The sequence below is a fragment of the bacterium genome (assembly GCA_041649255.1).
In the GTDB taxonomy this organism is placed as follows: Bacteria; Hydrothermota; UBA3073; order JACQXS01; family JAQTXJ01; genus JAQTXJ01.
In genome coordinates this window covers 30,540-51,071 of record JBAZNK010000021.1, presented here as the reverse complement: position 1 = coordinate 51,071, position 20,532 = coordinate 30,540, and the positions used below count along the sequence as shown (strand labels likewise).

Annotated in this window: 24 protein-coding genes and 1 tRNA gene; 19 read left to right on the top strand and 6 right to left on the bottom strand. The window is 35.6% G+C overall.

Going from position 1 to position 20,532, the window contains the following annotated elements; all coding sequences use genetic code 11:
• Window positions 1–657: 657 nt before the first annotated feature.
• The 5 genes from WC614_12435 to WC614_12415 all read right to left on the bottom strand — a co-directional run bounded on the left by WC614_12435 (window position 658) and on the right by WC614_12415 (window position 4,542).
• Complete coding sequence (locus WC614_12435; protein MFA5033810.1) at window positions 658–1,002, bottom strand: DUF488 family protein; 345 nt, start codon at window positions 1,000–1,002, stop codon at window positions 658–660.
• 61 nt (window positions 1,003–1,063) lie between these two features.
• Entirely contained in the window at window positions 1,064–2,953 is a 1,890-nt protein-coding gene (locus WC614_12430; protein MFA5033809.1) for a hypothetical protein, read from the bottom strand.
• Window positions 2,954–2,972: 19 nt separating this feature from the next.
• Window positions 2,973–3,671, bottom strand: a complete 699-nt coding sequence (locus WC614_12425; GenBank protein ID MFA5033808.1) for a hypothetical protein — start codon at window positions 3,669–3,671, stop codon at window positions 2,973–2,975.
• 78 nt (window positions 3,672–3,749) lie between these two features.
• Window positions 3,750–4,019 (bottom strand): hypothetical protein, encoded by a 270-nt coding sequence (locus tag WC614_12420; GenBank protein ID MFA5033807.1) that lies wholly within the window; start codon window positions 4,017–4,019, stop codon window positions 3,750–3,752.
• Between the two features lie 97 nt (window positions 4,020–4,116).
• On the bottom strand, window positions 4,117–4,542 hold the full coding sequence (locus WC614_12415) for a hypothetical protein (GenBank protein MFA5033806.1): 426 nt from the start codon (window positions 4,540–4,542) through the stop codon (window positions 4,117–4,119).
• A gap of 190 nt (window positions 4,543–4,732) precedes the next feature.
• Between WC614_12415 and WC614_12410 the strand changes: the two genes are divergently transcribed.
• Both WC614_12410 and WC614_12405 read left to right on the top strand, forming a co-directional pair.
• Window positions 4,733–4,936 carry a hypothetical protein gene (locus tag WC614_12410; GenBank protein MFA5033805.1) on the top strand — a complete coding sequence of 68 codons (204 nt, stop codon included), beginning with the start codon at window positions 4,733–4,735 and terminating at the stop codon, window positions 4,934–4,936.
• A 258-nt stretch (window positions 4,937–5,194) separates the two neighbouring features.
• Entirely contained in the window at window positions 5,195–6,859 is a 1,665-nt protein-coding gene (locus WC614_12405) for a hypothetical protein (GenBank protein ID MFA5033804.1), read from the top strand.
• 23 nt (window positions 6,860–6,882) lie between these two features.
• Here WC614_12405 and WC614_12400 read toward each other — a convergent pair whose 3' ends face one another.
• Window positions 6,883–7,482 (bottom strand): hypothetical protein, encoded by a 600-nt coding sequence (locus WC614_12400; protein ID MFA5033803.1) that lies wholly within the window; start codon window positions 7,480–7,482, stop codon window positions 6,883–6,885.
• Window positions 7,483–7,668: 186 nt separating this feature from the next.
• Here WC614_12400 and WC614_12395 point away from each other — a divergent pair, with 186 nt between their 5' ends.
• The 17 genes from WC614_12395 (at window position 7,669) to WC614_12315 (ending at window position 20,524) form a co-directional block, all read left to right on the top strand.
• Window positions 7,669–7,908 (top strand): hypothetical protein, encoded by a 240-nt coding sequence (locus WC614_12395; GenBank protein ID MFA5033802.1) that lies wholly within the window; start codon window positions 7,669–7,671, stop codon window positions 7,906–7,908.
• Window positions 7,890–8,276, top strand: coding sequence for a hypothetical protein (locus WC614_12390; protein ID MFA5033801.1), 387 nt, complete (start codon window positions 7,890–7,892; stop codon window positions 8,274–8,276). Before WC614_12395 ends, WC614_12390 begins: the two co-directional genes overlap by 19 nt.
• 12 nt (window positions 8,277–8,288) lie before the next feature.
• A complete protein-coding gene (locus WC614_12385; protein ID MFA5033800.1) occupies window positions 8,289–9,611 on the top strand; it encodes a DEAD/DEAH box helicase family protein in 1,323 nt (440 codons plus the stop codon).
• Window positions 9,611–10,435: a helix-turn-helix domain-containing protein gene (locus WC614_12380; GenBank protein MFA5033799.1), complete on the top strand. Its 825-nt coding sequence runs from the start codon at window positions 9,611–9,613 to the stop codon at window positions 10,433–10,435. The genes WC614_12385 and WC614_12380 overlap by 1 nt, the downstream gene beginning before the upstream one ends.
• Window positions 10,432–10,926: a hypothetical protein gene (locus WC614_12375; GenBank protein MFA5033798.1), complete on the top strand. Its 495-nt coding sequence runs from the start codon at window positions 10,432–10,434 to the stop codon at window positions 10,924–10,926. Before WC614_12380 ends, WC614_12375 begins: the two co-directional genes overlap by 4 nt.
• 21 nt (window positions 10,927–10,947) lie before the next feature.
• Entirely contained in the window at window positions 10,948–11,211 is a 264-nt protein-coding gene (locus tag WC614_12370; GenBank protein MFA5033797.1) for a hypothetical protein, read from the top strand.
• A gap of 64 nt (window positions 11,212–11,275) precedes the next feature.
• On the top strand, window positions 11,276–11,701 hold the full coding sequence (locus WC614_12365; protein ID MFA5033796.1) for a hypothetical protein: 426 nt from the start codon (window positions 11,276–11,278) through the stop codon (window positions 11,699–11,701).
• Entirely contained in the window at window positions 11,683–12,699 is a 1,017-nt protein-coding gene (locus WC614_12360; GenBank protein MFA5033795.1) for a Mov34/MPN/PAD-1 family protein, read from the top strand. The genes WC614_12365 and WC614_12360 overlap by 19 nt, the downstream gene beginning before the upstream one ends.
• Window positions 12,635–13,744 carry a ThiF family adenylyltransferase gene (locus tag WC614_12355; GenBank protein ID MFA5033794.1) on the top strand — a complete coding sequence of 370 codons (1,110 nt, stop codon included), beginning with the start codon at window positions 12,635–12,637 and terminating at the stop codon, window positions 13,742–13,744. Before WC614_12360 ends, WC614_12355 begins: the two co-directional genes overlap by 65 nt.
• A gap of 51 nt (window positions 13,745–13,795) precedes the next feature.
• Window positions 13,796–14,014, top strand: coding sequence for a helix-turn-helix domain-containing protein (locus tag WC614_12350; GenBank protein MFA5033793.1), 219 nt, complete (start codon window positions 13,796–13,798; stop codon window positions 14,012–14,014).
• Window positions 14,015–14,065: 51 nt separating this feature from the next.
• A complete protein-coding gene (locus tag WC614_12345) occupies window positions 14,066–15,073 on the top strand; it encodes a tyrosine-type recombinase/integrase (protein MFA5033792.1) in 1,008 nt (335 codons plus the stop codon).
• Between the two features lie 187 nt (window positions 15,074–15,260).
• Window positions 15,261–15,334 (top strand) — tRNA-Ile (locus WC614_12340).
• A gap of 134 nt (window positions 15,335–15,468) precedes the next feature.
• Window positions 15,469–16,347, top strand: a complete 879-nt coding sequence (gene truB, locus WC614_12335; protein MFA5033791.1) for a tRNA pseudouridine(55) synthase TruB — start codon at window positions 15,469–15,471, stop codon at window positions 16,345–16,347.
• A 64-nt stretch (window positions 16,348–16,411) separates the two neighbouring features.
• On the top strand, window positions 16,412–17,455 hold the full coding sequence (amrS, locus tag WC614_12330) for an AmmeMemoRadiSam system radical SAM enzyme (protein MFA5033790.1): 1,044 nt from the start codon (window positions 16,412–16,414) through the stop codon (window positions 17,453–17,455).
• A 146-nt stretch (window positions 17,456–17,601) separates the two neighbouring features.
• Window positions 17,602–18,399: a hypothetical protein gene (locus tag WC614_12325; GenBank protein ID MFA5033789.1), complete on the top strand. Its 798-nt coding sequence runs from the start codon at window positions 17,602–17,604 to the stop codon at window positions 18,397–18,399.
• Window positions 18,369–19,169 carry a hypothetical protein gene (locus WC614_12320; GenBank protein MFA5033788.1) on the top strand — a complete coding sequence of 267 codons (801 nt, stop codon included), beginning with the start codon at window positions 18,369–18,371 and terminating at the stop codon, window positions 19,167–19,169. The genes WC614_12325 and WC614_12320 overlap by 31 nt, the downstream gene beginning before the upstream one ends.
• The gene (locus tag WC614_12315) at window positions 19,139–20,524 is read left to right on the top strand and encodes a FlgD immunoglobulin-like domain containing protein (GenBank protein ID MFA5033787.1); all 1,386 of its coding nucleotides are present in this window, start codon (window positions 19,139–19,141) and stop codon (window positions 20,522–20,524) included. The genes WC614_12320 and WC614_12315 overlap by 31 nt, the downstream gene beginning before the upstream one ends.
• Window positions 20,525–20,532 lie beyond the last annotated feature (8 nt).

Below are 20,532 nucleotides of genomic sequence, written 5' to 3'. Positions count from 1 at the left end.
TCTTATTTCCGTTAAATTCCATTCAGTACTCTCCAACCGCTATGGAGTACATCGAAAAATTTGGAATTGAACCTGAAAATTTAAGCCTGATGCTGACATTTGTAAACGATTAAATTCCACTGATTATCTAATTCCAATTCCATAGCTCATATATCTCTCTCCTCCCCTTCTGGAATTAATTCAATCCCTTGTCTATATTCACTTTACGCCCTTCTATTCTACTCCTCTATCACGTTCCACGAACACACCCTTCGGCGGTCATCAGACCGCCGCCGTTCTCTTTTCTTCTTTTTTCTCTTTTCTCTTTTCTCTTTTCCCCCTCTTTTCCTCTTCTTTTTTTCTATTTTTTCTACCTTTTTATTCTATTTTTTTTCTGCCGCCGGCTCTATTTCCCCTACTTATTTTCTTCCCCCTTTTTTACCCTATTCGTTTACCTCTATTATTAGCCATTGCTATTTTATCCTATTCTACCCTGTCCTATTTTTACTCTTATTTGTTCTATCAATATCAATCTGCGAGCCTCAGCGAGCACTAACAGCTGAGCGAAGCGAATGCTGTCGGGCGATAGCCCAAACGCACAAAGTGCAAAAAGCTTAAATGGGTAGCTGAACAAATCGTGAAGCGCCTTTTATGCTTTTTTTATAGCATAATCCATCTCTACGCCTTCTCAATCAACTCTTTCAACAGTCTTCTATGGCAATATTCATCGGACTCTTCCCAACAAAGCAAGGTTACTGTCTTTTTCTCTGACAATTCGGCTATCTTTTTTATTGCCTGCTGCCTTTCAGGATCTTCCATTTCCCGCCTGTATCTCTTTTCGTATTCTATCCAGTCAACCCTGTGTTCATTCCAATCATTTAATAGCTCTGTGCTTGGCCCCAGTTCTTTTATCCATCTGTCTATATTAGCTTTCGGTACACCTCTTGGCCATTTTCTCATAACTAATATTCTTATACCATCTTCCGGGACTTTATCTGCATAAACTGATTTCGTTTTCAGCATCAATTTTTTTTAGAATAAAATGCCTATGTTAAGACCGTATTATTGTAGTAGTATTTTATATTTATATCAATGCCAATGCCGTAATTTTTCGCTCTAACACTTCTTCAGGTTCTTTGTTATTAATTGTATAATTTATCATTTCAATTATATCTGAAGTGTCAATATCAATAATTAATTGCTCATGATCAAAATACCTTATTTGTTGTTCTTTCTTACCCGGCGAGTCAAAACCAAACTTTGAAATAATAATTGCGAAGTTTCCTTTTTTATCATTTAGATATTTTGTCACATCATTTATTATAGAGGAAGATATTTCTTTAGAATAGTTTTTAAAATCAATAACTATTCTCTTCGCTTTTTGTTCGCTTTTTCTATATTTCCAAAATTCTGAAATAGGAGTTGCATTTGATACAACTAAATCTGGTTTTCTGTGTCCCTCATAATCAAGCAATTGAGGTTTGGCAAAATAATGTTTAAATGAATCTTTAAATAAATATTCAAAAACCTTTTCCATTAACTCCTCAAATTGCTTCCATGTTTTTTTTGATTCATCAAAATCTGCAACACTATCAATTAATTGCTTCCCTTTTATTTGTTTTTTTAGATTTATATCATCTTTTTTTAAAATTGATTCAATTAAAAAAGGTTTTATGAAATCAAACAAATCTAAGGTAACTAAATCGGAAGCAATCTTTTTTAAATCAAATTTATTTATGTTATTTTCCTCCAAAACTTTAATATCGTCAGTATAACCTTTTGCAATAGTATAGATGTTATCTTTAGATTCTTCAAAAAGGTTAGATTTAGCATCTTGAACTATCTTTTTACTATCTGATTTGTTTAAAAATGCTTTTTGAGGTAAAATAAAATATTTCTTATTATTCTCCTTATATTCAGTTTTACGATTAAAAATGTTATAATTATAATCTTTGATAGAAAAAATATGTTTTAAATTATTAATCTCTTCAAGCTTATAACCTAAAATTCTAAATAATTTTTTAATAAAAAACAGTTTATCTTCAAAAGTAGAAGTTGACCAAAAGATTTCTAACGATTCTTTGAAGGGCAGTATATTATCGAGTTCAGATAGAATATGTAATTCCTCCATTTTTTCAGTAAATTGTTCGGGTACAAAAGTAAAAAATGCAAATAACGGTTCACTACTAATTTCTTCCATATTAAAGTTCATCGTGTTATGAATAGTTAATCTTTTAGGATATATTGTTAGATTAAAATCCTGTGAAGGATAAAGTTGAACTAAAAATCCGTTGGATTTGAAAGTATCAGTAATATAAATTCTGATGTCTTTGTTATACCATCGAAATAAATTCCGGATTTCAAAAAAATTCTCTTCAACAGTTTTTTTATAAAGATTTAAGCGAGATGTGATATATTTTTCAATGTTTTTTATTTCTTGTGCTAATAATTTTTTATCTTTAGGTAATTTTTGTTTTAAGTTATTATTTATTCTTACCTTCTCTGTGATAATTTTTTCTATACTATTTTTATCTGTTTCTTCTTCTCGGGATAAAATTTTAGATTTTTCATTCAAACTATAAGAATAGTAAAATAGTTTTCCATAAGTTCTAGCAAATTTATATTTTGATAATTCTACACTACTTTTAATATACTCTTCATATTCTTTCTTGCTCCATATCGTAGATAGCACTCCGTACATTATGTGGAACCAAATTAGTCCCTCAAGTTCAATATGTTCCTTATTAAAATCTGTAATGTTTTGATTTTTTAGAAAAGCAATCTCTTCATTACTTAATCCAGTATAAAGAACCTTATAAATTTCAAGACGTTCATTAAAATCCAAGTACTGTTTTTTAATATTAACTAATTTTATATAATTATTCGGTTCAATGGAACATACTTTATCATAGATATCTAATATTTCAAATAGATACTCCCTTGCTATAGTTTTTAATAATTTCTTATCTTTCATTGTTTTTTAAACCTTTGAATTACGAATTAGATATTTCAATAGAATTTGAATTCATCTTACTTTTCATCTCATTGACCTTAGAGATGCTTTCTTGGGGAGGAGGTTTAAGAAAATTAGGAATTGTAATACCAGATATTTCTTTAGATAAGGTAACTAACGTATTATAAATCTGACAATATTCCTTATACATACCTTCATAATAAGTTAAACATAATTTTTGTGCGATTTTGAAACTGTTTTGAACTTTATCCTGTTTAGCCTTAAGAAGTGCGGGAGTTTTTGTGTCTGACAAACTAATATCTTGTTCAATGGATTCACATAATTTTATAACTATATACTGGCAAGTGAGTATAAGGTTACAATTGTTATAAAACTTTGAAATGTAGGGTAGAATAGAGCTTTTACTTGTTAATTTAACAAATTCTGGCAGTAAGTTGTTCTTGGCATCTTCAACCAAAACAATTTGTCGTAAATTTATTGTATGAATTCCTTGTTTTTTTCTAATAAAAATAAAAATTCGATTTATATTTCTCCTCATTTCAGTACAAATAACGAACAACAAATTAAACTCTTTTGCTTTTTTATCTTTATGTTCCTTAGATTGAGTTATTCTAAAAATAATATACGCACCTAAAAAACCAACTACTCCGGAAATAAGTACTGGAATCCACGTAAGTTTTGGCCAATTTAAAATATTTACAAATATAGAATAATCCATCTTTTATAATGAATATAATTGTTATCTTAAAAAGCAAGTAAAAAATAAAAAAAATCATCGTTTAAAAGCAGTAGTGGGCTATCTGCCCGCCACTGCCTCGTCAATCAGCTTGGAAGCTTCCTGCTTCGTCATCCCTTCGTCCGGCGTTATGCCTAATTTTTTCATATAGGCAATCTGTTTGGGCGTTGCCGGCTTATCGCCGTTTCCGCCGTTGGCTTTTATCTCTTCCATCCTTCTGTCTTTGGCAAGTTCCTGCATTATCGCTAATGCTATCGTTTCCTTGTCCTTAGCTTCCGGAAGCTTCTGCTGAATGCTTTCAAACAGCTCTATGTATTCTTCTGCTTTCATTTTAATCACCTCCTGCCAATTTTATTTGAAATTACCTCGCAATTCGAGGCGTAATAAAAAAACAAAAAAATAAACAAGTTTGCCGGATTTGCTATTGTCATCTTAATGACATATCAGCAAACTCGGAGTTCCATAGTTCCCGATGCAAATCTTCAAGGCATTTATGGACAGCGTCAAAAGCCTCGTTATCCAAAGCTCTTACTGCGTATCCGACTTCGCTTCTCACGTTTTCCATGTAGCTTTTCACCTTGTCCAGAGAAACTCTCTTGCTGATTTTTCTGCAACTGCTGTTGCCGTTGCTCTTGCGTTGCTTGACGAAGTTTTTCTTCAAGCCAATCAGCGATGTCAAAAAGCTTATAAGTTTGCTCGCCGAATAGCTTGTAACTTCATTTTGCAATGTTTTTTCTACAAACTGCTTATACCTTTTTTCAATTCTCTCTGACTTCAGCAACTGCTCAATCAACAGTTTTTGTTTCTCTGTCATCAGCTTCATACCGTTTTGTTCTATGATTTCAGTTTCCATTTTTTGTTTGAATTTACCCTCCACTTCGATTTAGTTCCAGACCTGACTGGTCTGATTCACCCTTGAATTCGGGCTTAACATTATATCAAAGGGGGAGAAAAAGAGGTTGTAAGCCCTTGTAAGTCTGAAAGACCAAAAGAATTAAAAGGCAAGCTGAGCGATAAGGGAAGCGACTTTTATTGCTTTTGCTTTGGTATCAGAGCGGAACCTCGATGCCAAAGTGCATAAGCCCTCAAGCTCTTTTGCGGGTTCTTGCGAGATTGGGTTGCCTGCTCCCAATCGTGCTTCTTACAGAAGAAGCAAAACCGAACTCGTGGTTGATGGGGACTTGGACACATCAAAAATTATTATATGTTCAGGGCTGGAGTGGCTGGCTGAACTTGTAATAGTTTAACGAGTTCGGAGAAATAGAAAGAGTAGAAAAAGTTCAAAAGAAAAACCATAGAGAAAACATCGGTTGTCTTTGCGGTTTGTCTTTTTTAAGAAAGATGCGAAATCAGAAAAATTTGATTAAACGAAAGTAACATACTTACTTGTATAAGTAAAGTTGTATTTAGCAAAATCAATATTAAGTGCGGTATTATTTACTAAATGATTTATAAAAAATACTTTAAAACTTGCCTTTTAATAATGTTAAATTATATTTATTAAAATGAAAAATTACATAGAAGACGAAAAGAAAAGGCGGTGGAGAGAAAAAGATAAAAAATATATAGAGAGAAATATTGACCCTCCTATCAGAACTTCTGGTGACGAAGAATTAGAAAAGGATATAGAAAAGGTATATGATTTTTTCTTTTTGGACTATAAATTACCATTAGGAGAATTAATTCGTACTATGAGCAAATCTATAAGAAAAAATCATTTGTTGTTTGACTATTATGCACATTTTTACATAACTCTTTTAACGTGTGGAGAATATGAAAAACTTTTTTATTTGATGGTCGGGATGATGTTTGCACTAAAGAGAGATTATGAGCAAATAGTGCAACGCTACGGTGGTAGTAAAGAATTCGTCGATTCTCTAAAAACAACGTCCGAAATAGAGTTTTATATTTCGCTAAGTCTATATAAATGGAGTATAAGTGAATTCAGAAATGCAAAAAAATATATGCTTATTGCCATACAAAAAGAAGATGAAGATTCTGAAAAAACATGGGGGTACAAGGCATCCACTACAAAACATGGAGACAGTTTTAAAGACATTGCACGAGCATGGCCTCATCCAGCTATTCCACAAATCATAGAAATAGATGAAAAACTATACAACCTTTCTGCCGACTCACTATTTTCCTTATATTCACAAATTGAAAAATTAAATGAAATGATAGATGAGATTCCTGAAAAGTCATGGAATGCAATAGCGCTTGGACCTGCTGTGCGCTTTGACGGTGAACCTGTTCTTTTAGAAGCTTTTGAATTTATCCCGCTGAAAAAAAATATTGTAAAAGTAATGCTTAAATTATTAAACCTTGATTTCGCTGAGGTTCAAAAAATAATGAAAGTAATAAAATATACAATAAATAGACGTAAGTTTCCCAGCAAAACTAAGGTTGATATTAGTATACGAATAAATAAGATAGATAATTTTCAGATAAAACTAAAAATGCTTGTTGAAATGAAGGGGTACAAAGATATAAATAAAATATCAGGAATAGAAGAAAGAGATTTACTAAATGAGTTAGACATATATCCTCTTCGTGATTTCGATGGCAAACTTTCTATGATAGTGTCGGAGTTAAAGAAAATATCCACTAGGAATGAAAATATATCGCAAAGAACAACAACAATAAAAGTAAGGCAAGACCAAATATTAAAGACAGTCGAAGAACTAAAATCAAGAATATCAACCACTGAAGAATCAAAACTCGGAGCACAACCTTCAAAAACAAAGGAGACAAAAGTTGAAACTAAATCTTATGAAGTTTTTATCGGGCACGGAACGATACCTCGGGAACCAAAATTTTGCACTGAGCAAGAAATACAAGATTTTAAAAAAGACTCTCAGTATCTTGTATGTGTAGATGAAGTTCATACAGAACTTTATATTAATGGAAAACCTGTCAAAACCAGAAAAAATGTAATAGAAACGCTTTCCCTCCTTTTATCTTATTTCAACATTCCGACCAGCACTAATGACTTTCCTGTAGGAAAAGGAAAAAGCAAAAGCCTCGCTCGAGGTATAATTAAAGAACTTCGTAACTTGTTGGGATATGATTCAACAAACAATATTAAAGAAAGGAATAAATATATAGAAAGAATTGGGAACTCTGAATATAAGATTAACGGAGATTTTTTATATTGTATAATTAAGTAACCGAGTTATGATATGGTATTTAATCAAAATAGTGCCTTTTTGTCAGATGTTAAAAAACCATCAGAATAGCCTTGTTTCATAAATTTAACTAAAATATTTTTCCAACATTCTTTAAATCTTTGTAAATTTTTATATTCATATTTTTCTCGAAAATTCACTATCCTTAACGAATCGAAGAAATATTTTTCTAATTCCTTCATGTATTTCCTATGATCCCATAAATGACTGTTGGGAAAATATACCACTACATTTTGAATATACCCTTTTTTCCCTTTATTTTCGTCAATCCTATACTCTTGAGTAAGCAAAGAAAGATGTTTTTTGTATTTTCGGTTGTTCTCATAATTTTCAATACTTCCTGTTTTTTCCCCCGTTGTAAATCCGTAATAACATGGCTTGTATATGACATGTCTATGTCCTTCTACAGAAGAGCGAAAATTATCTATAAGATGAAACATTGACCGCGTAAAGATTCCTAATCGGCGTTGCTCTGGCAATTTAGACAAATGCAAATATCCTTGTGTAGTATAAAAATCGTAATCTGGTAGTTTGCCTGATTTATTTAAATTTTCCCAATCAACTTTCCTTAGTTCCGAATGTTCAGGGATATATCCATCTATCATAATTGCTTCCAACGGTCCCCAATTCGTTTTTATTCTTACCATGTTTTAAGTAGCTTTTAAGAGTTTTTAAGTTTTGTGCTTCTGAAGTTAAAATTTGTTAAAATTTTAACAAAACATAACCCCTAAAATCTTTATTAATAAGTAATTAAGTATTAGAATGTCACAGTTAAACTAAAAGGGGGAAATATGAACAGAAGGAATTTTTCAGTTAGAATAATATACTTTGGCTTCATCATCTACCTGTTTTGTCTAAATGCCGTTGTGCCGAGATCTATCGACTGGCATGAGCCGGTGGTAGCAAAAGTATGGGAAACTACAAATCGAAGAAAAATTCACACAAAGCACGTAATAACATCATCAGTATTTGTTCAGCAGATAATAAAAAAACAAAAAAATAGGGGGATAATATGCCAGAACAAAATATAGAGCAACTTTTGCAAATCCTGTCCGGAATTGAACGGAAAAATACAGTTGAGAAAATCGACGGGACTACTGTCAGGGAAAGCGGTAAGATAATCGAAATTCAACAAAACTCAATACTGGGACAGGACGGAGCAATCGAAGATACGACCACATACAGCCTGCATACCCTTGACTGTGGTTGTATTGCCCAGAGCCGCCAAGATATCGGGGGAAAAGATTGGAAAGGAAATATAGTTTGCCGGCGGCATTTCTACCGTTGTGCCCACTGCTTTTTGCCGCTTTCAAGCCTGACAGTTCGAGTCATAAACGGGAAGTGCTACTGCGGCCCGTGCTGGTGGAAGAAAAAATTCTTCCCGGCATTTATAAAATAGAAGGAGGAAAACATGATTATAGATAACGGTATAGGAAATTTTATAAATTTCATTTTACCTTTTGTTTCCCTTGTCTCTACACAACTACCCACTGTTATGGAACTTATAAAAGTAATCCACGATAATAGGCTTGATGCAGACCCTATCAATCTTGGCCTGATTCGAGCAATCGCACTTGGAGACACCTCAAAAATAGCGATACTTCTACGCCGCATACAGCCTAAAATACTTTGGAAACAGCTATGTTGCAGTCCTTTTCAGGAACCGGATGATAGTGTAGACGGTCCAATAAGAATTGCTTCAAATGAACAAAATAAGCCGGTAGGCATTTATCCCTATGAGCCTCATGTACTGCTTGCCGGGCAGACAGGAAGCGGAAAAACAACTGTAATGCTCTTGTCATTTGTGCAGGCAATAATTAAAGGGATTAATACTTGGCTTTTTACAAAATCAACAGAGATAAGGAATTTATTGCATGCTACAGAAAGAATTTTCTTTGTTCGTTTTCAGGGACTTGAGAAAATCGGTTCTCTGCTTACACATCCTTTTTTACCCAGAAGCGCATGGGCTAACATTTGGGCAGATATTTTTTGTCAGGCTTTTGCGATATATGACGGAACGAAAAATTTCTTGATTGAGCATCTCAATAAACTCTATGCCCTGAATCCGAATCCTACTCTTTTGGATTTGTATAATCAGATTAAGAACAGCAAGTATCCTTTGATGAGCAGGGAAGCGCGCTATCGTGAATCGGCACTGAACAGGTTGGGGGGAATTTTAAGCAGCGGATTGGGTAAAACCTTAGAACCAAGCGATGTAGAGCTTGTAAATTTAGTGGAAAGTTCCATCAATATTGTCTGGGAGATTCAGTATTTAACGATTGAACAGCAAGTGTTTATCGTGAATCTGCTAACAGCATGGCTCTTTCACTACAAACTCCATCTTGAAACGGAAAAAATACATTTTATAGGTTTGGATGATGGCAATGCCCTTTTTGATGCAAGTTTCGAACACAGACCAGACAGAGGATTGCCGGAAATATCCCATTTGGTTTCAATGGCAAGACATGCAAAAATCTACCTATGGGCATGTACACAAATCCCTCATCAGATGGGAGCTTCAATCCATTCAAATGCTTTCACTAAAATAATGTTCAGCCTGACAAATGGCAAGGATATTGACTGCATGATAAATAGTATGGGCATAACTGACAAGGCTCAGCGGGAATACTGTCATCGGCTGAAAGAGCGGGAAATAGTTGTAAAGTTTTCTGGCCGCTATACAGCGCCATTCCTAGCAAGAGTTCCGGATTTAAAAAATTATGGGGGACAATAATGATAAAAGATGAAGAAATCAGCAGGCATAATATGAAGATTGTTGAGCGGTTACAGCCTGCAAAACCGCAACAAGAGGCACATCCACAACAGGAGTCAATAATAGCATTGCCTTATGTCCCTATCTCTGAGCCTAAAGCAACACTAAAACCAAATCCGAAACCCAATCTCAACTCTGAAAAAACCAGAATAGAAATAAGCCAGCAGGAAAAAGAAGTATTAATGAACATTTATTCTAATCTATGGATTGGCATCGTTGAAAGATGCAAGGAACTGAATTTGAGCATAGGAGCTGGTTCTCGTACAATTGACAGCTTAATCAAAAAAGGATTCGTAACCCCGTGGGATATCAGGACGACCATAAAGGGGCGAGCTACGAGATTCTTGGAAATCAGTGCAAAAGGATATATTGTCTTGAATGCTTCGCCCCATATTTATACGCGTGGAGCAAACTATCCCCATACCTGTTTCCAGAACTTAATCGCAAGGCATTTCAAAAAACTGCCGAATGTAATCAAAGTTGAAATTGAAGGCTCTCTCGGCAACAATAGTAAATGCGTAGATGTTTTAATAAGAATGCAGGATGGCAAATATATTGCAATAGAAGTCGCAATGAGTAGCGTTAATGAGCATAGCAATACGATTAAAGATTTAGAAGCGGGTTGCATGGCAGTTATTATTGTTTGTGAAAACGCCAAGGTTTTAGCAAGTGTTGAACAAATCCTGGCGAAAATCGACCCTGAAGGCAAGCAAACATCGGCAGTTTTACTGCCTCAGGTGCTAAAATGCAAGAGTGTGGAAGAATTAATAGGAGGTGCGCTATGAGCGAAGATAGTGAATTTGGCACTGTTATGGTCGGAGGCTTAGTTGGAGGATTATTGGCAGGAGGTCCCATAGGCTTTTTGGCTGCTTTAGGCGGTTATTTTTGTGGTAAGGCAATAAAATCAGCCTATAACAATTCTCATTCAGAAGCAGAGAATGATTCCGAAAGGGAAACTTTCAACTATTCATCAGAAGACACAGATTATCCTGTTGTCTTGCCTAAAATTAACATTCCACGAATTACTCCCCCGAGACAAACGCATCTTACTAACCATCCGATTATCTCTGAGCAATATCTCCAGCATTTCAATAGAGATGAGGAAGAGCCTCTTCCAATGCCAACACCAAGGGTAACTCCAAGAACAAACTATACATGGTATAATGTCCAGCCTACAGAGGCACATCCCAGAGAAAACAGGCAAACTAATAATGATGATAGGCAGAATCATAAAAGGTATATGATTAACGAGTGTGGTGAAATTTTTGAACAATAAAAGCTAAAAAGGAGGTGCCAAATGGCACAAATTAGTATCATGGGTAAAACATACGAGGTCTCAGACGAAAAATTAATACAACTTCTGGGGGCTCGTAGTCAGAGCGGCTCTACCCAAGCCGGGAATTATCCAGTGTCTTCTCATGACGAATACAGCATTCGAACTTGTGATGGAGAAATTGCTCCTACGGAAATTCAAAAAGATTTAGGAAATGGTATTGAAGCGTTGGATTTTAACGATGGCAGGAATGTAATAAAAGAGAATACATGGCATAGCTATAGGTAGCCTTACAAAAGGGGTTGCCCTGGGATAATACTCTCGGGGCAACCCCAGTGATAAGGAGGAACAGATGGAATGGTATGAAAGAGACAAGGAAAGGTTTTTGCTTGAAGTAAAATTGATTAAAAGACATTATCCTAATGCAAAAACCGGCATAAGCAACAATACAGTTGTTGTTTATAAGAAATTTTTAGGGAAGTTTAACAACTACTTTGTGAAAATAGTCTATCCTCATAATTTTCCATATACGCCTCCAGATGTTAACATCCTCAGTCCACATATTGAAATCTCCCCACATCAATTTCCAAATAGGGAAAAAAATGAAAATGGTAAACCTTGTCTTTATGATTCAGCTGAAGTGGGGCATCAAACAACGGGTAAAGTAATTTGCGATTGGTCTGTACGGTGGCTAAAAGCTTATGAGGTCTGGCTTGCCTCAGGTAGAAGAAATTTTCCTGAAAAAAAAGTGGAGGAACAATGGATAAAATTAAGATAACAAATAAGGCTTATAAAACAATTGAGCAGGAAAGTCTCAATTGTAATACTGAAACAGGAGGACTTTTAATTGGTTGCCTGAATAGCTTGATTGTAGTTGAAGCAACCCCTCCCGGCAGAAATGCTGAGCTGGGAAACTGCCATTTTACTGCCGATGTAGAAGAAGATACGTTAACGCTGGATAATATCGTCAGAAAATATCACGGAAAAGTCTCTCTAATAGGATATTGGCATAAACATCCCGGAACTATGTTTCAGCCAAGCGGAGGTGACCTTATTCAAGCACAGGAAATAGTAAAACGCGTAGCTCAATCGGGTGATAAGAAACCTTTGTTTATTTTTATTTCCAATGTGATTGCAGGTAATGCAAGAATTTATGCTTATTGCATAAATTATGGAGCTAACGAATTTGAGCCGGTTAAACTGATTTTAATAGACGATAATTCTGAAGAAGTAAATTGTGCCCTTAAAAATGAGCCTGTAGCTATTCAGACAAAATCCAGCGATTACTGGACTGATTCTGGTTTCCAGTTTTATTTTACAACAAGGGGTAGGGAAAGGATAAAACAGGAATTAAAAGAGCTTGAGCTTGCAGGATATGAAGCAAAAACATTGAGAAGGCAGAGTGACAAGAGGTTGTTCTTGGAAATCCGGAAAGATAACTTATCTCTAATCGTTATTCCTCCTGTTGAATATCCTCTCGGAGCTCCGAGATTCATTGATAAACCCACAGGGAAGGAAATAATCAAATTAACAACTCTCTGCAACTGGAACTCAGATTTTACCATAAAACAAGTTTTAGATGAGATATTAAGGGAAAATAAAAAGTCTGATACAAAACCTGTAAAAAAAGGAGGGCAAAATGAAAACGATATTATTAAAACACTCCTACGAGGAACTTTTGACTACGCTAAATTTGTCAAAAACACGCTCAATGAATATATATGGCATGGTACGGATGGAAGAGGAAATAATAAACATTTTACATATTGGGCATGAACATCCATCTTTACCTAAGATTGGCATGATGGTAGAGAATATGCATTCTATAAAAAGTGAAGTGCAGGTCGTGGGGATATCGGGAAACAAGAATGTCTCTTTTTTCGTCAAGATATGCAATGAATGGACTTCTACTGAACTGCAACTTGTAGATTCAAAAGACACTTTCAAGAGAACGCCTTTTTCTCCTAAATTACTTTATACCTTAAAATCCTCATCGGTGCTGATATTTGGTTGTGGCTCAGGTGGTTCAAGGCTTGCAATTGGTCTGGCGAGAGCAGGCATAGGAGAGTTGAAACTTGCCGATATTGACAGGTTTTCCATTGAAAACTGTTCAAGACACGAGTGCGACCTACTTGATTTGCACAGATATAAATCCGATGCAGTCAAGGAGCGGGTTTTAAAAATAAACCCATTCATTAAGGTAATTTCTTATCATATTGATATATTCAAATCAGGCAATGAAGGAATATTAAATGAAGCATTTGAAAATGTCAGTTTGGTAATTGGCTCTACTGATAACACAAGCGTTCAGCTTGCAATAAATCATGAAGCATGGCAAAGAAAAATTCCGGCATTATTTGGCGGTTGCTATGAAGAAGCTAAAGGCGGAGAAGTATTTTATGTTTTGCAGGATAAGGAAACATCTTGCTTGGAATGTTTACGGGGCGGATTGAAGCAACCAAAACGGGGTAAGATAGATTATAGTCGGGCAAGAGACGAACAGGATTATAAAGGAGAACCGGGACTGCACGCCGCAATCAATTTTATAACAGACATAGAAGAACAGTTTGCAATAGCATTGCTTTTAAGGAATGAAGATTGCCAACTTGCAAAGCTTATAGAGCCTCAGCGGAATTATATCCTTATTGGAGGTGCATTAGCAGAAGGATTTTACATATTCCAGAAGCCGTTTCAGATAATAAGACCATTAATCAAAGGGCAGAGAAAAGACTGTAGATGCTGTCAAAACAAGCCGTTATCAAAGAGCAAAGAAACAAAAGCATTAGAGGAGATAGAGAAGATGAAAAAAATCAGGTTTTAGGGGAATTTTTTCATTCCTTTTTGCAATAAATTTGTAAAGGGGAGGGGACAAATGGAAAACTTAATAGATATCCGTAAATTATCGGAATTGCTCGGAGTCAAGCCGGCGACAATCTACGGCTGGGTTTATTATAGCGAGATCCCTTTTTATAAAGTCGGAAATTTAGTGCGGTTTAATCCCAAAGAAATTGCCGAATGGCTTGAAACAAGGCATTGTAAAAGTCGCAAGAAACAGGACTTTGATTATAAGGCATTATCGGACAAGTTATAATGAGCCTTTAAAGTAGCGCAATGCTTAAAACAGAATTTAGTAGATAACGATATGAGAATCTATAAAAGAGAAGAATCGTGGTATGTTGACTTCGTCTCAAAAGATGGGGCAAGGGTAAGGCAGAAAGTCGGCACATCCAAGAAAAAGGCAGAAGAAGTCCTGAGAGAAATAAAGCTTGAGCGGTTAAAAAAGGAGCTTGGAGTGACTCCTGAAATAAAAGAGCAGGAAGAAAAGGAAAGGGTGACTTTAGAAAAATTCTCTCAGGACTATATGAAATATTCGGAAACAAATAAAACGCCGATGTATTCCAAATTGGAGAAAAGCGTTCTTAGCAAGAAGATTATACCGTTTTTCAAAAACAAGTATCTTGATGACATCAATCCGAAAGAGATTGAAGATTACAAAGCATCAAGGGCAAAACAAGTAACCAATGCCAGCGTAAACAGGGAATTGGCCTGTTTCAAACACCTCTATACTATGGCGATAAAATGGGGCTATGCCAAAGACAATCCCGTAAAAAAAGTTGATATGATGAAAGAGCCTCCCGGGAGGTTAAGGTATCTTACAATTTCAGAAATAAACAAGCTGATAGATAATTGTGCAGAACACTTAAAACCCATAGTCATTATCGCCCTGAATACGGGAATGAGAAGGGGGGAAATACTGAAGCTAAAATGGGGTGATATTGATTTCAGCAACAATCGCATAATAGTCCAGAACAGCAAAAATAACGAGAAACGAGTAATCCCGATGAATAAAATCATCTATGAGACATTAAAAGACAACTACAAAGACTACTCCTTGAATAAAAGGCTTTTTGATATAAATGACTGCAAGAAATCTTTCAAGACCGCATTGAGAAAAACAGGCATTGATGATTTCAGGTTTCACGACTTGCGTCACACCTTCGCTTCGCACCTTGCCATGAAAGGGGCTAACATTAAAACTATCCAGACTCTTTTGGGTCATAAAGACATCAATATGACACTTCGCTATGCCCATTTGGGCGAATCCTATCTTGAAAAAGCAGTAGAAAGCCTATACAAAAACAACGCCTGATAACCCCTCCCTATAAAAAACTTGACATTTTCCTGAAATTTGAGATTATCTTCATAATATTTTGCTATTTTTATGAAAAAGAACATTATAAATTCGGGTTGCTTTTTATCACTCTTTGAAAACATTTATGTCAAAATTTGGCACTATTTGGCACAAGAGAAAAAACGGAAATCTGTAAACCCTTTAGGGGCCTGTAGCTCAGTTGGTTAGAGCAATTGACTCATAATCAATAGGTCGTAGGTTCAAATCCTACCGGGCCCAGTTAAAATAGTTACGCAATTCCAAAAAAGATAATATTCAACTATTCCCAAAAGGTAGTGAGAATTTCGTCTTACCTTAATATCAAATATTAAATATTAAAAATAAAAAATCAAATCCTTCTGAAAAAAATAAAAATGAAAAATCAATTATCTGGACTCTTAAACATAACAAAACCCGCGGGAATTAGTTCTTATAAAGCAGTAGAGACAATTAAGCAAGTAACCGGCATACAAAAAGTAGGACATACCGGAACTTTGGACCCTTTTGCTTCCGGAGTTTTAGTTTTGTGTCTCGACAAAGCTTGTCGGTTGGCAGAATACATAAAAAATGAAAAGAAAACTTATATTGCCGATATAATATTAGGAACAGTTACCGATACTTACGACAAAACCGGAATTAAGGAAAACGTTTCCCAAAAGGAACCCGACTTAAAAGAAATAGAAAATGTGATAGAAAGTTTTTCAGGCGAACAATTTCAATTACCGCCTATGTATTCCGCCAAAAAAATAAAAGGCAAAAGACTTTATCACTATGCAAGGGATGGAGAAACAATAGAGCGGGCTCCCCAGAAAATCAATATTTATGACATTGAATTGCAGGAATATAAATACCCTCTCGTTAAAATAAAAGTATCCTGTTCTGCCGGAACGTATATTCGCGTTATCGGAAACGATATCGGAAGTAAATTAGAAACGGGAGCTTATGTAGATGATTTAACACGAACCGGTGTAGGAAATTTTAATATAGAAGAGTCTACACCTTTAAACTATATAAACAAAGAAAACTGGCAAAAATTTTTATTACCCTTTTCTCTGGCAGTGAATTCTTTACCAAAAGTTATTTTAGATATTCAACAGATAGCGTTGATAAAAAGGGGATTGTCCGTATATTATGATAAAGGCGGGGAAAAAGATATAGCAATTGCCTGCATCTCAGAAAACGAAGAAGTTATAGCTATCGCAAAGTATTCTTCCAGAACCAGCGAATTGTTGCCCGAAAAGGTTTTTGTTTGAGCAGACATATTCAGAATACTATTAAATTCTTGACTTTATTTTATCGGATAATAAAATAATTATTATGCGTAATTCAAGTTATGAAGCGCGGTATTACAAAAAATTAAACAACAATTCGACTCAGTGTATTTTATGCCCACATTTTTGCATAATTGCTGAGGGAGATTCAGGTTTTTGTAGAAGCCGACAAAATACAAAAGGCGTATTATACGCAATAAACTATGGGGAATGTGTATCGCTTGCTGTGGATCCCATAGAGAAAAAACCCCTCTACCATTTTTACCCGGGAAGTTATGTTTTATCAACAGCGTCCAATTCTTGCAACCTTGCTTGCCCGTTTTGTCAAAATTCGGAGATTTCTCAATATAAAACTCCAACTAAATTTGTTTCCCCGGAGCAAATGGTAGAAACAGCATTATCGGAAAAGTCAATAGGGATTGCCTATACTTATACCGAACCGTTAACATGGTTTGAATACATAATGGACACGGCAAAACTTGCTTACAATAAAGGGCTGAAAAACATTCTCGTTACAAACGGGATGATAAACCCCGAACCTTTACAAGAATTAATGCCTTATATTGATGCGGCAAACATAGATTTGAAATCAATGGACGAATCTTTTTATAAAACATTGTTGAAAGGAAATCTAAAAACGGTTTTAGAAACTATAAAATCCTGCAAAAAGTTATTCCATATAGAAATAACGAATCTTTTAATTCCCGGACATAATGATTCCCCGGAATTAATCTCAAAGCTAATAGACTTTGTTGCTGAGGTTGGGGTAGATACTCCTTTACATTTTTCAAGATATTTTCCTCATTATAACTTTGATGTCCCTCCCACGCCGGCAACTACTCTTGAATTTGCATATAAATTAGCAAAAGAGAAACTATATTATGTATATGCGGGCAACATTGAACTTCCCGACGCTTCCAATACTTATTGCCCGCAATGTAACAATTTGCTTATAAGAAGACATAATTTTAACGCCGAAGTACTAGGAATTACCGAGAATAAACAGAAAGGGAAAGCGAAAACTTCAACTTACCCGACCGGGAACAAGTGTTCAAAGTGTGGGAGACAAACAGACATAATTAGTTGTTAGACGATTTATTTTGTTTACTCTATACTTTTTTTACAATAGTTTTTTATTGACATTCACAAACAATCAACTTAAAGTTCCTATAATTGAAATTAAAAATAAAAAAAACACTTGACATATTTTCGTAATAAATATATTTAGTTATTATTATGAAAAAACATTCCTTTTTAATATTCACATGTTTATTTGTCGTTTTATTACCTGTGTACAGTTCCGCATTCATTATAACCGCAGTTAAAGCAGGGTCCGGCGACCCACCGCTATGCATTCCTATTGATACAATACGCCCAGGAGTGGATTTCGGGATTAGAATAGTGGATGAGACCGGGGGTATGGCAACTATGACTTACGCGTTAACTACTGTTAAATTGGATGAGTCCGTAACATCCCCAACTTTTGGTATGTGGGTAAACGATAGCACAAACCGTATTCAACCAAGAATAGACACTATAACTGCAGGCTACTCTACGACAGATGCGGCTTATTACAGATTTGCATGGACTGATGACGCTCAAGGCTATATGTGTCCATTTAAAGATGTATGGATAAAAATTGTTATGAATACTGCTGATACAAGCGTCGCTTTGGATACATCTAAACCAATATTGGCATTGGCAAGCCCTATTGATTCCGGACGCTATCTTATAACGGCCAATCCCAATCCGATGGGTGCATCAGGTCCAACAGAAATAGCAATTTATGGACCAATTGGTGGAAATGACGAATATGAAATAAAAATCTTTGATGCTTTTGGTTATTTAGTAAGAGACCTTCTTCCTGACGTTCAACATGTAAACCATGAAGACCGATATATGTACGTAAAATGGGATGGAACAATTAAGAGCGGAAGGAAAGTATCAAATGGAGTTTATCTAATTTGCGTGAAAATTTTTGAAACTGGAAAGGAGGCGGGCATATGGAAAAAGAAAATTGGAGTCGCATGGTAAACTTGATTTCTGTTAAACAAGCAAAGGTTATGCTCTTCGCTTTTATTATGCTATTTGTCTCCACAGAAATAAGCGCCGTAAATATTGTATGCCTATATAATGTGAGGGGTGGCAAATTATTTAACATGGTAATAACTACAACTAACCCGCTTGCTGATGGGAGACCCTTTACCTTTAAAACCAAAAGGTCATTTGATGGCGGAAGCACTTTTGGAGGAGACGCACTGGGGCAACTAGTTCCTGCCGGCGGACAATTCGGAGTAGTTAATGGGGTTTTAGATCCAGCACAACTAAATAAATGGGCAGGTTATGTATCTTATGAATACAAAAAGCCATACGGGAAGAAAACTGATTATATAAGGATTTTTATTTGGACTTCTTGTCCGGGGAATGTAATAGTAGAAGACAGTGTAGATATAGTAGTTAATAATTTTGATAATGAAGGAATAAAAGTAGATTGTAATCCTATTACATCTAAAGATTTTGATAAGGGATCTGGCATAAAAATAACTATTTATCCTATTCCTAAGGGGATAGAAGTTCCTGTGGTGAAAATATTTGATGCTTTTGGTTACCTTGTAAAAGCTTTTTCAACTGAAGAAATAATGAAATATTATCAGGTTAATGATTCTTTATATGGAGTAGTTTATTGGAATGGTCGTAACGAAAAAGGAAATAAAGTATCAAATGGAGTTTATCAAATTTGTGCTCAAATGATAAAAGGAGAGGAGGCAGAAATATGGCGTCGAAAAATTGCAGTCTCAAGGTAAAATATACCTTACTAAAAATCTTCACAATAAGTTCTTTTTTGTGTGTTTCTTTGAATAATTCTTATGCAGCTGCAGATGCAGGAACTTACGCCCCTATGCTTACATACTGGGGTAACAGCGCAAGGACTCTTGGTATGGCAGGCGCTTTTTCGGGCGTAGCAGATGATGCCGGTGCAGGGTATTTTAATCCTGCCGGTCTTGTCCAGTTAAATACGCAAGAATTGACTATGATGCATTCCATAGTATTTGCCGGAACAGGAACGTCTATGGAAATGTTAACTTATGGACGTCCAACATCCGCGACTTCCGGTTTTGCCGCCACTGTAATGCATTTTTATACCGGCGGAATGAATCAGGCCGGTGTTGGAGGCGACGCTACTTTTTCAAATAGGGAAGTTGCCGTTCTGCTTACCTACGCTATGCGTTTTGTTGGACCAGTATGGATCGGCTTAAATGGTAAAGTATATAGTCATCAGATGTCAGCTATGAATGGTTTAGGGTATGGGGCTGACCTTGGACTTTTTGCTTTTCCTGAAAAAACGGTTTCGTTTGGTTTAGCAGTGCAAAATGCATGGAAACCTAAAATAACACTTGCTGAAGAAGCTTGTGAATTTCCTGTTACCACGAGATTCGGACTCAGTGTAAAAGCTTTCCGTGGACTTATAATCGGCGCAGAATTAGTCTGGCCTGAATACAGATCTCCTACTTTCGGTTTCGGTATGGAATATAGACCAATACAGATGTTCTATTTAAGAACTGGGATTAATTCCGGAGCACTAGCGGCAGGTGTTGGTTTATGGCATGACATGAAAAGATTTGAAATTAGATTAGATTATGCATGGATGTTACCTTACCAAACAGGTGGAATGTATGGCGCAGGGCATAATATTTCTCTTAACCTTGCTTTTGGTGGCTACAGAGCCAAGGCTCTTTGCCCCACAGTTGCATTCTCACCAACTTCACCTTCCGAAGGAAAGAATGTTGTTTGGATATATTTTGATATAAATCCTCGTACAAAAGTAGAAAAATGGCAGGTCCTTATTAAAGATGAAGCAGGAACTGTTGTTAGAAAGATCGGCGCATGGGGAGAACCTCCATATAGAGTATCCTGGGATGGAAAAGACGACAATGCTCTAATCGTTCCCGATGGGAGATATTACTACCAACTTACTGTTATAGAACAAGGTGGTAGGAAATGGGGATATGAAGGCTTCTTGTCCGCAATGTACACAGTAGGACCAGCAGGAACAGTTGTTATAAAATCTAAAGGCGAGTCTCCTGATTATATACAAGAAGAAAGAAGACAGAAATCTTCCGTTCCTGGAAAACAAAGAGGCAAAACTTACAAAAGATAAATAATTAA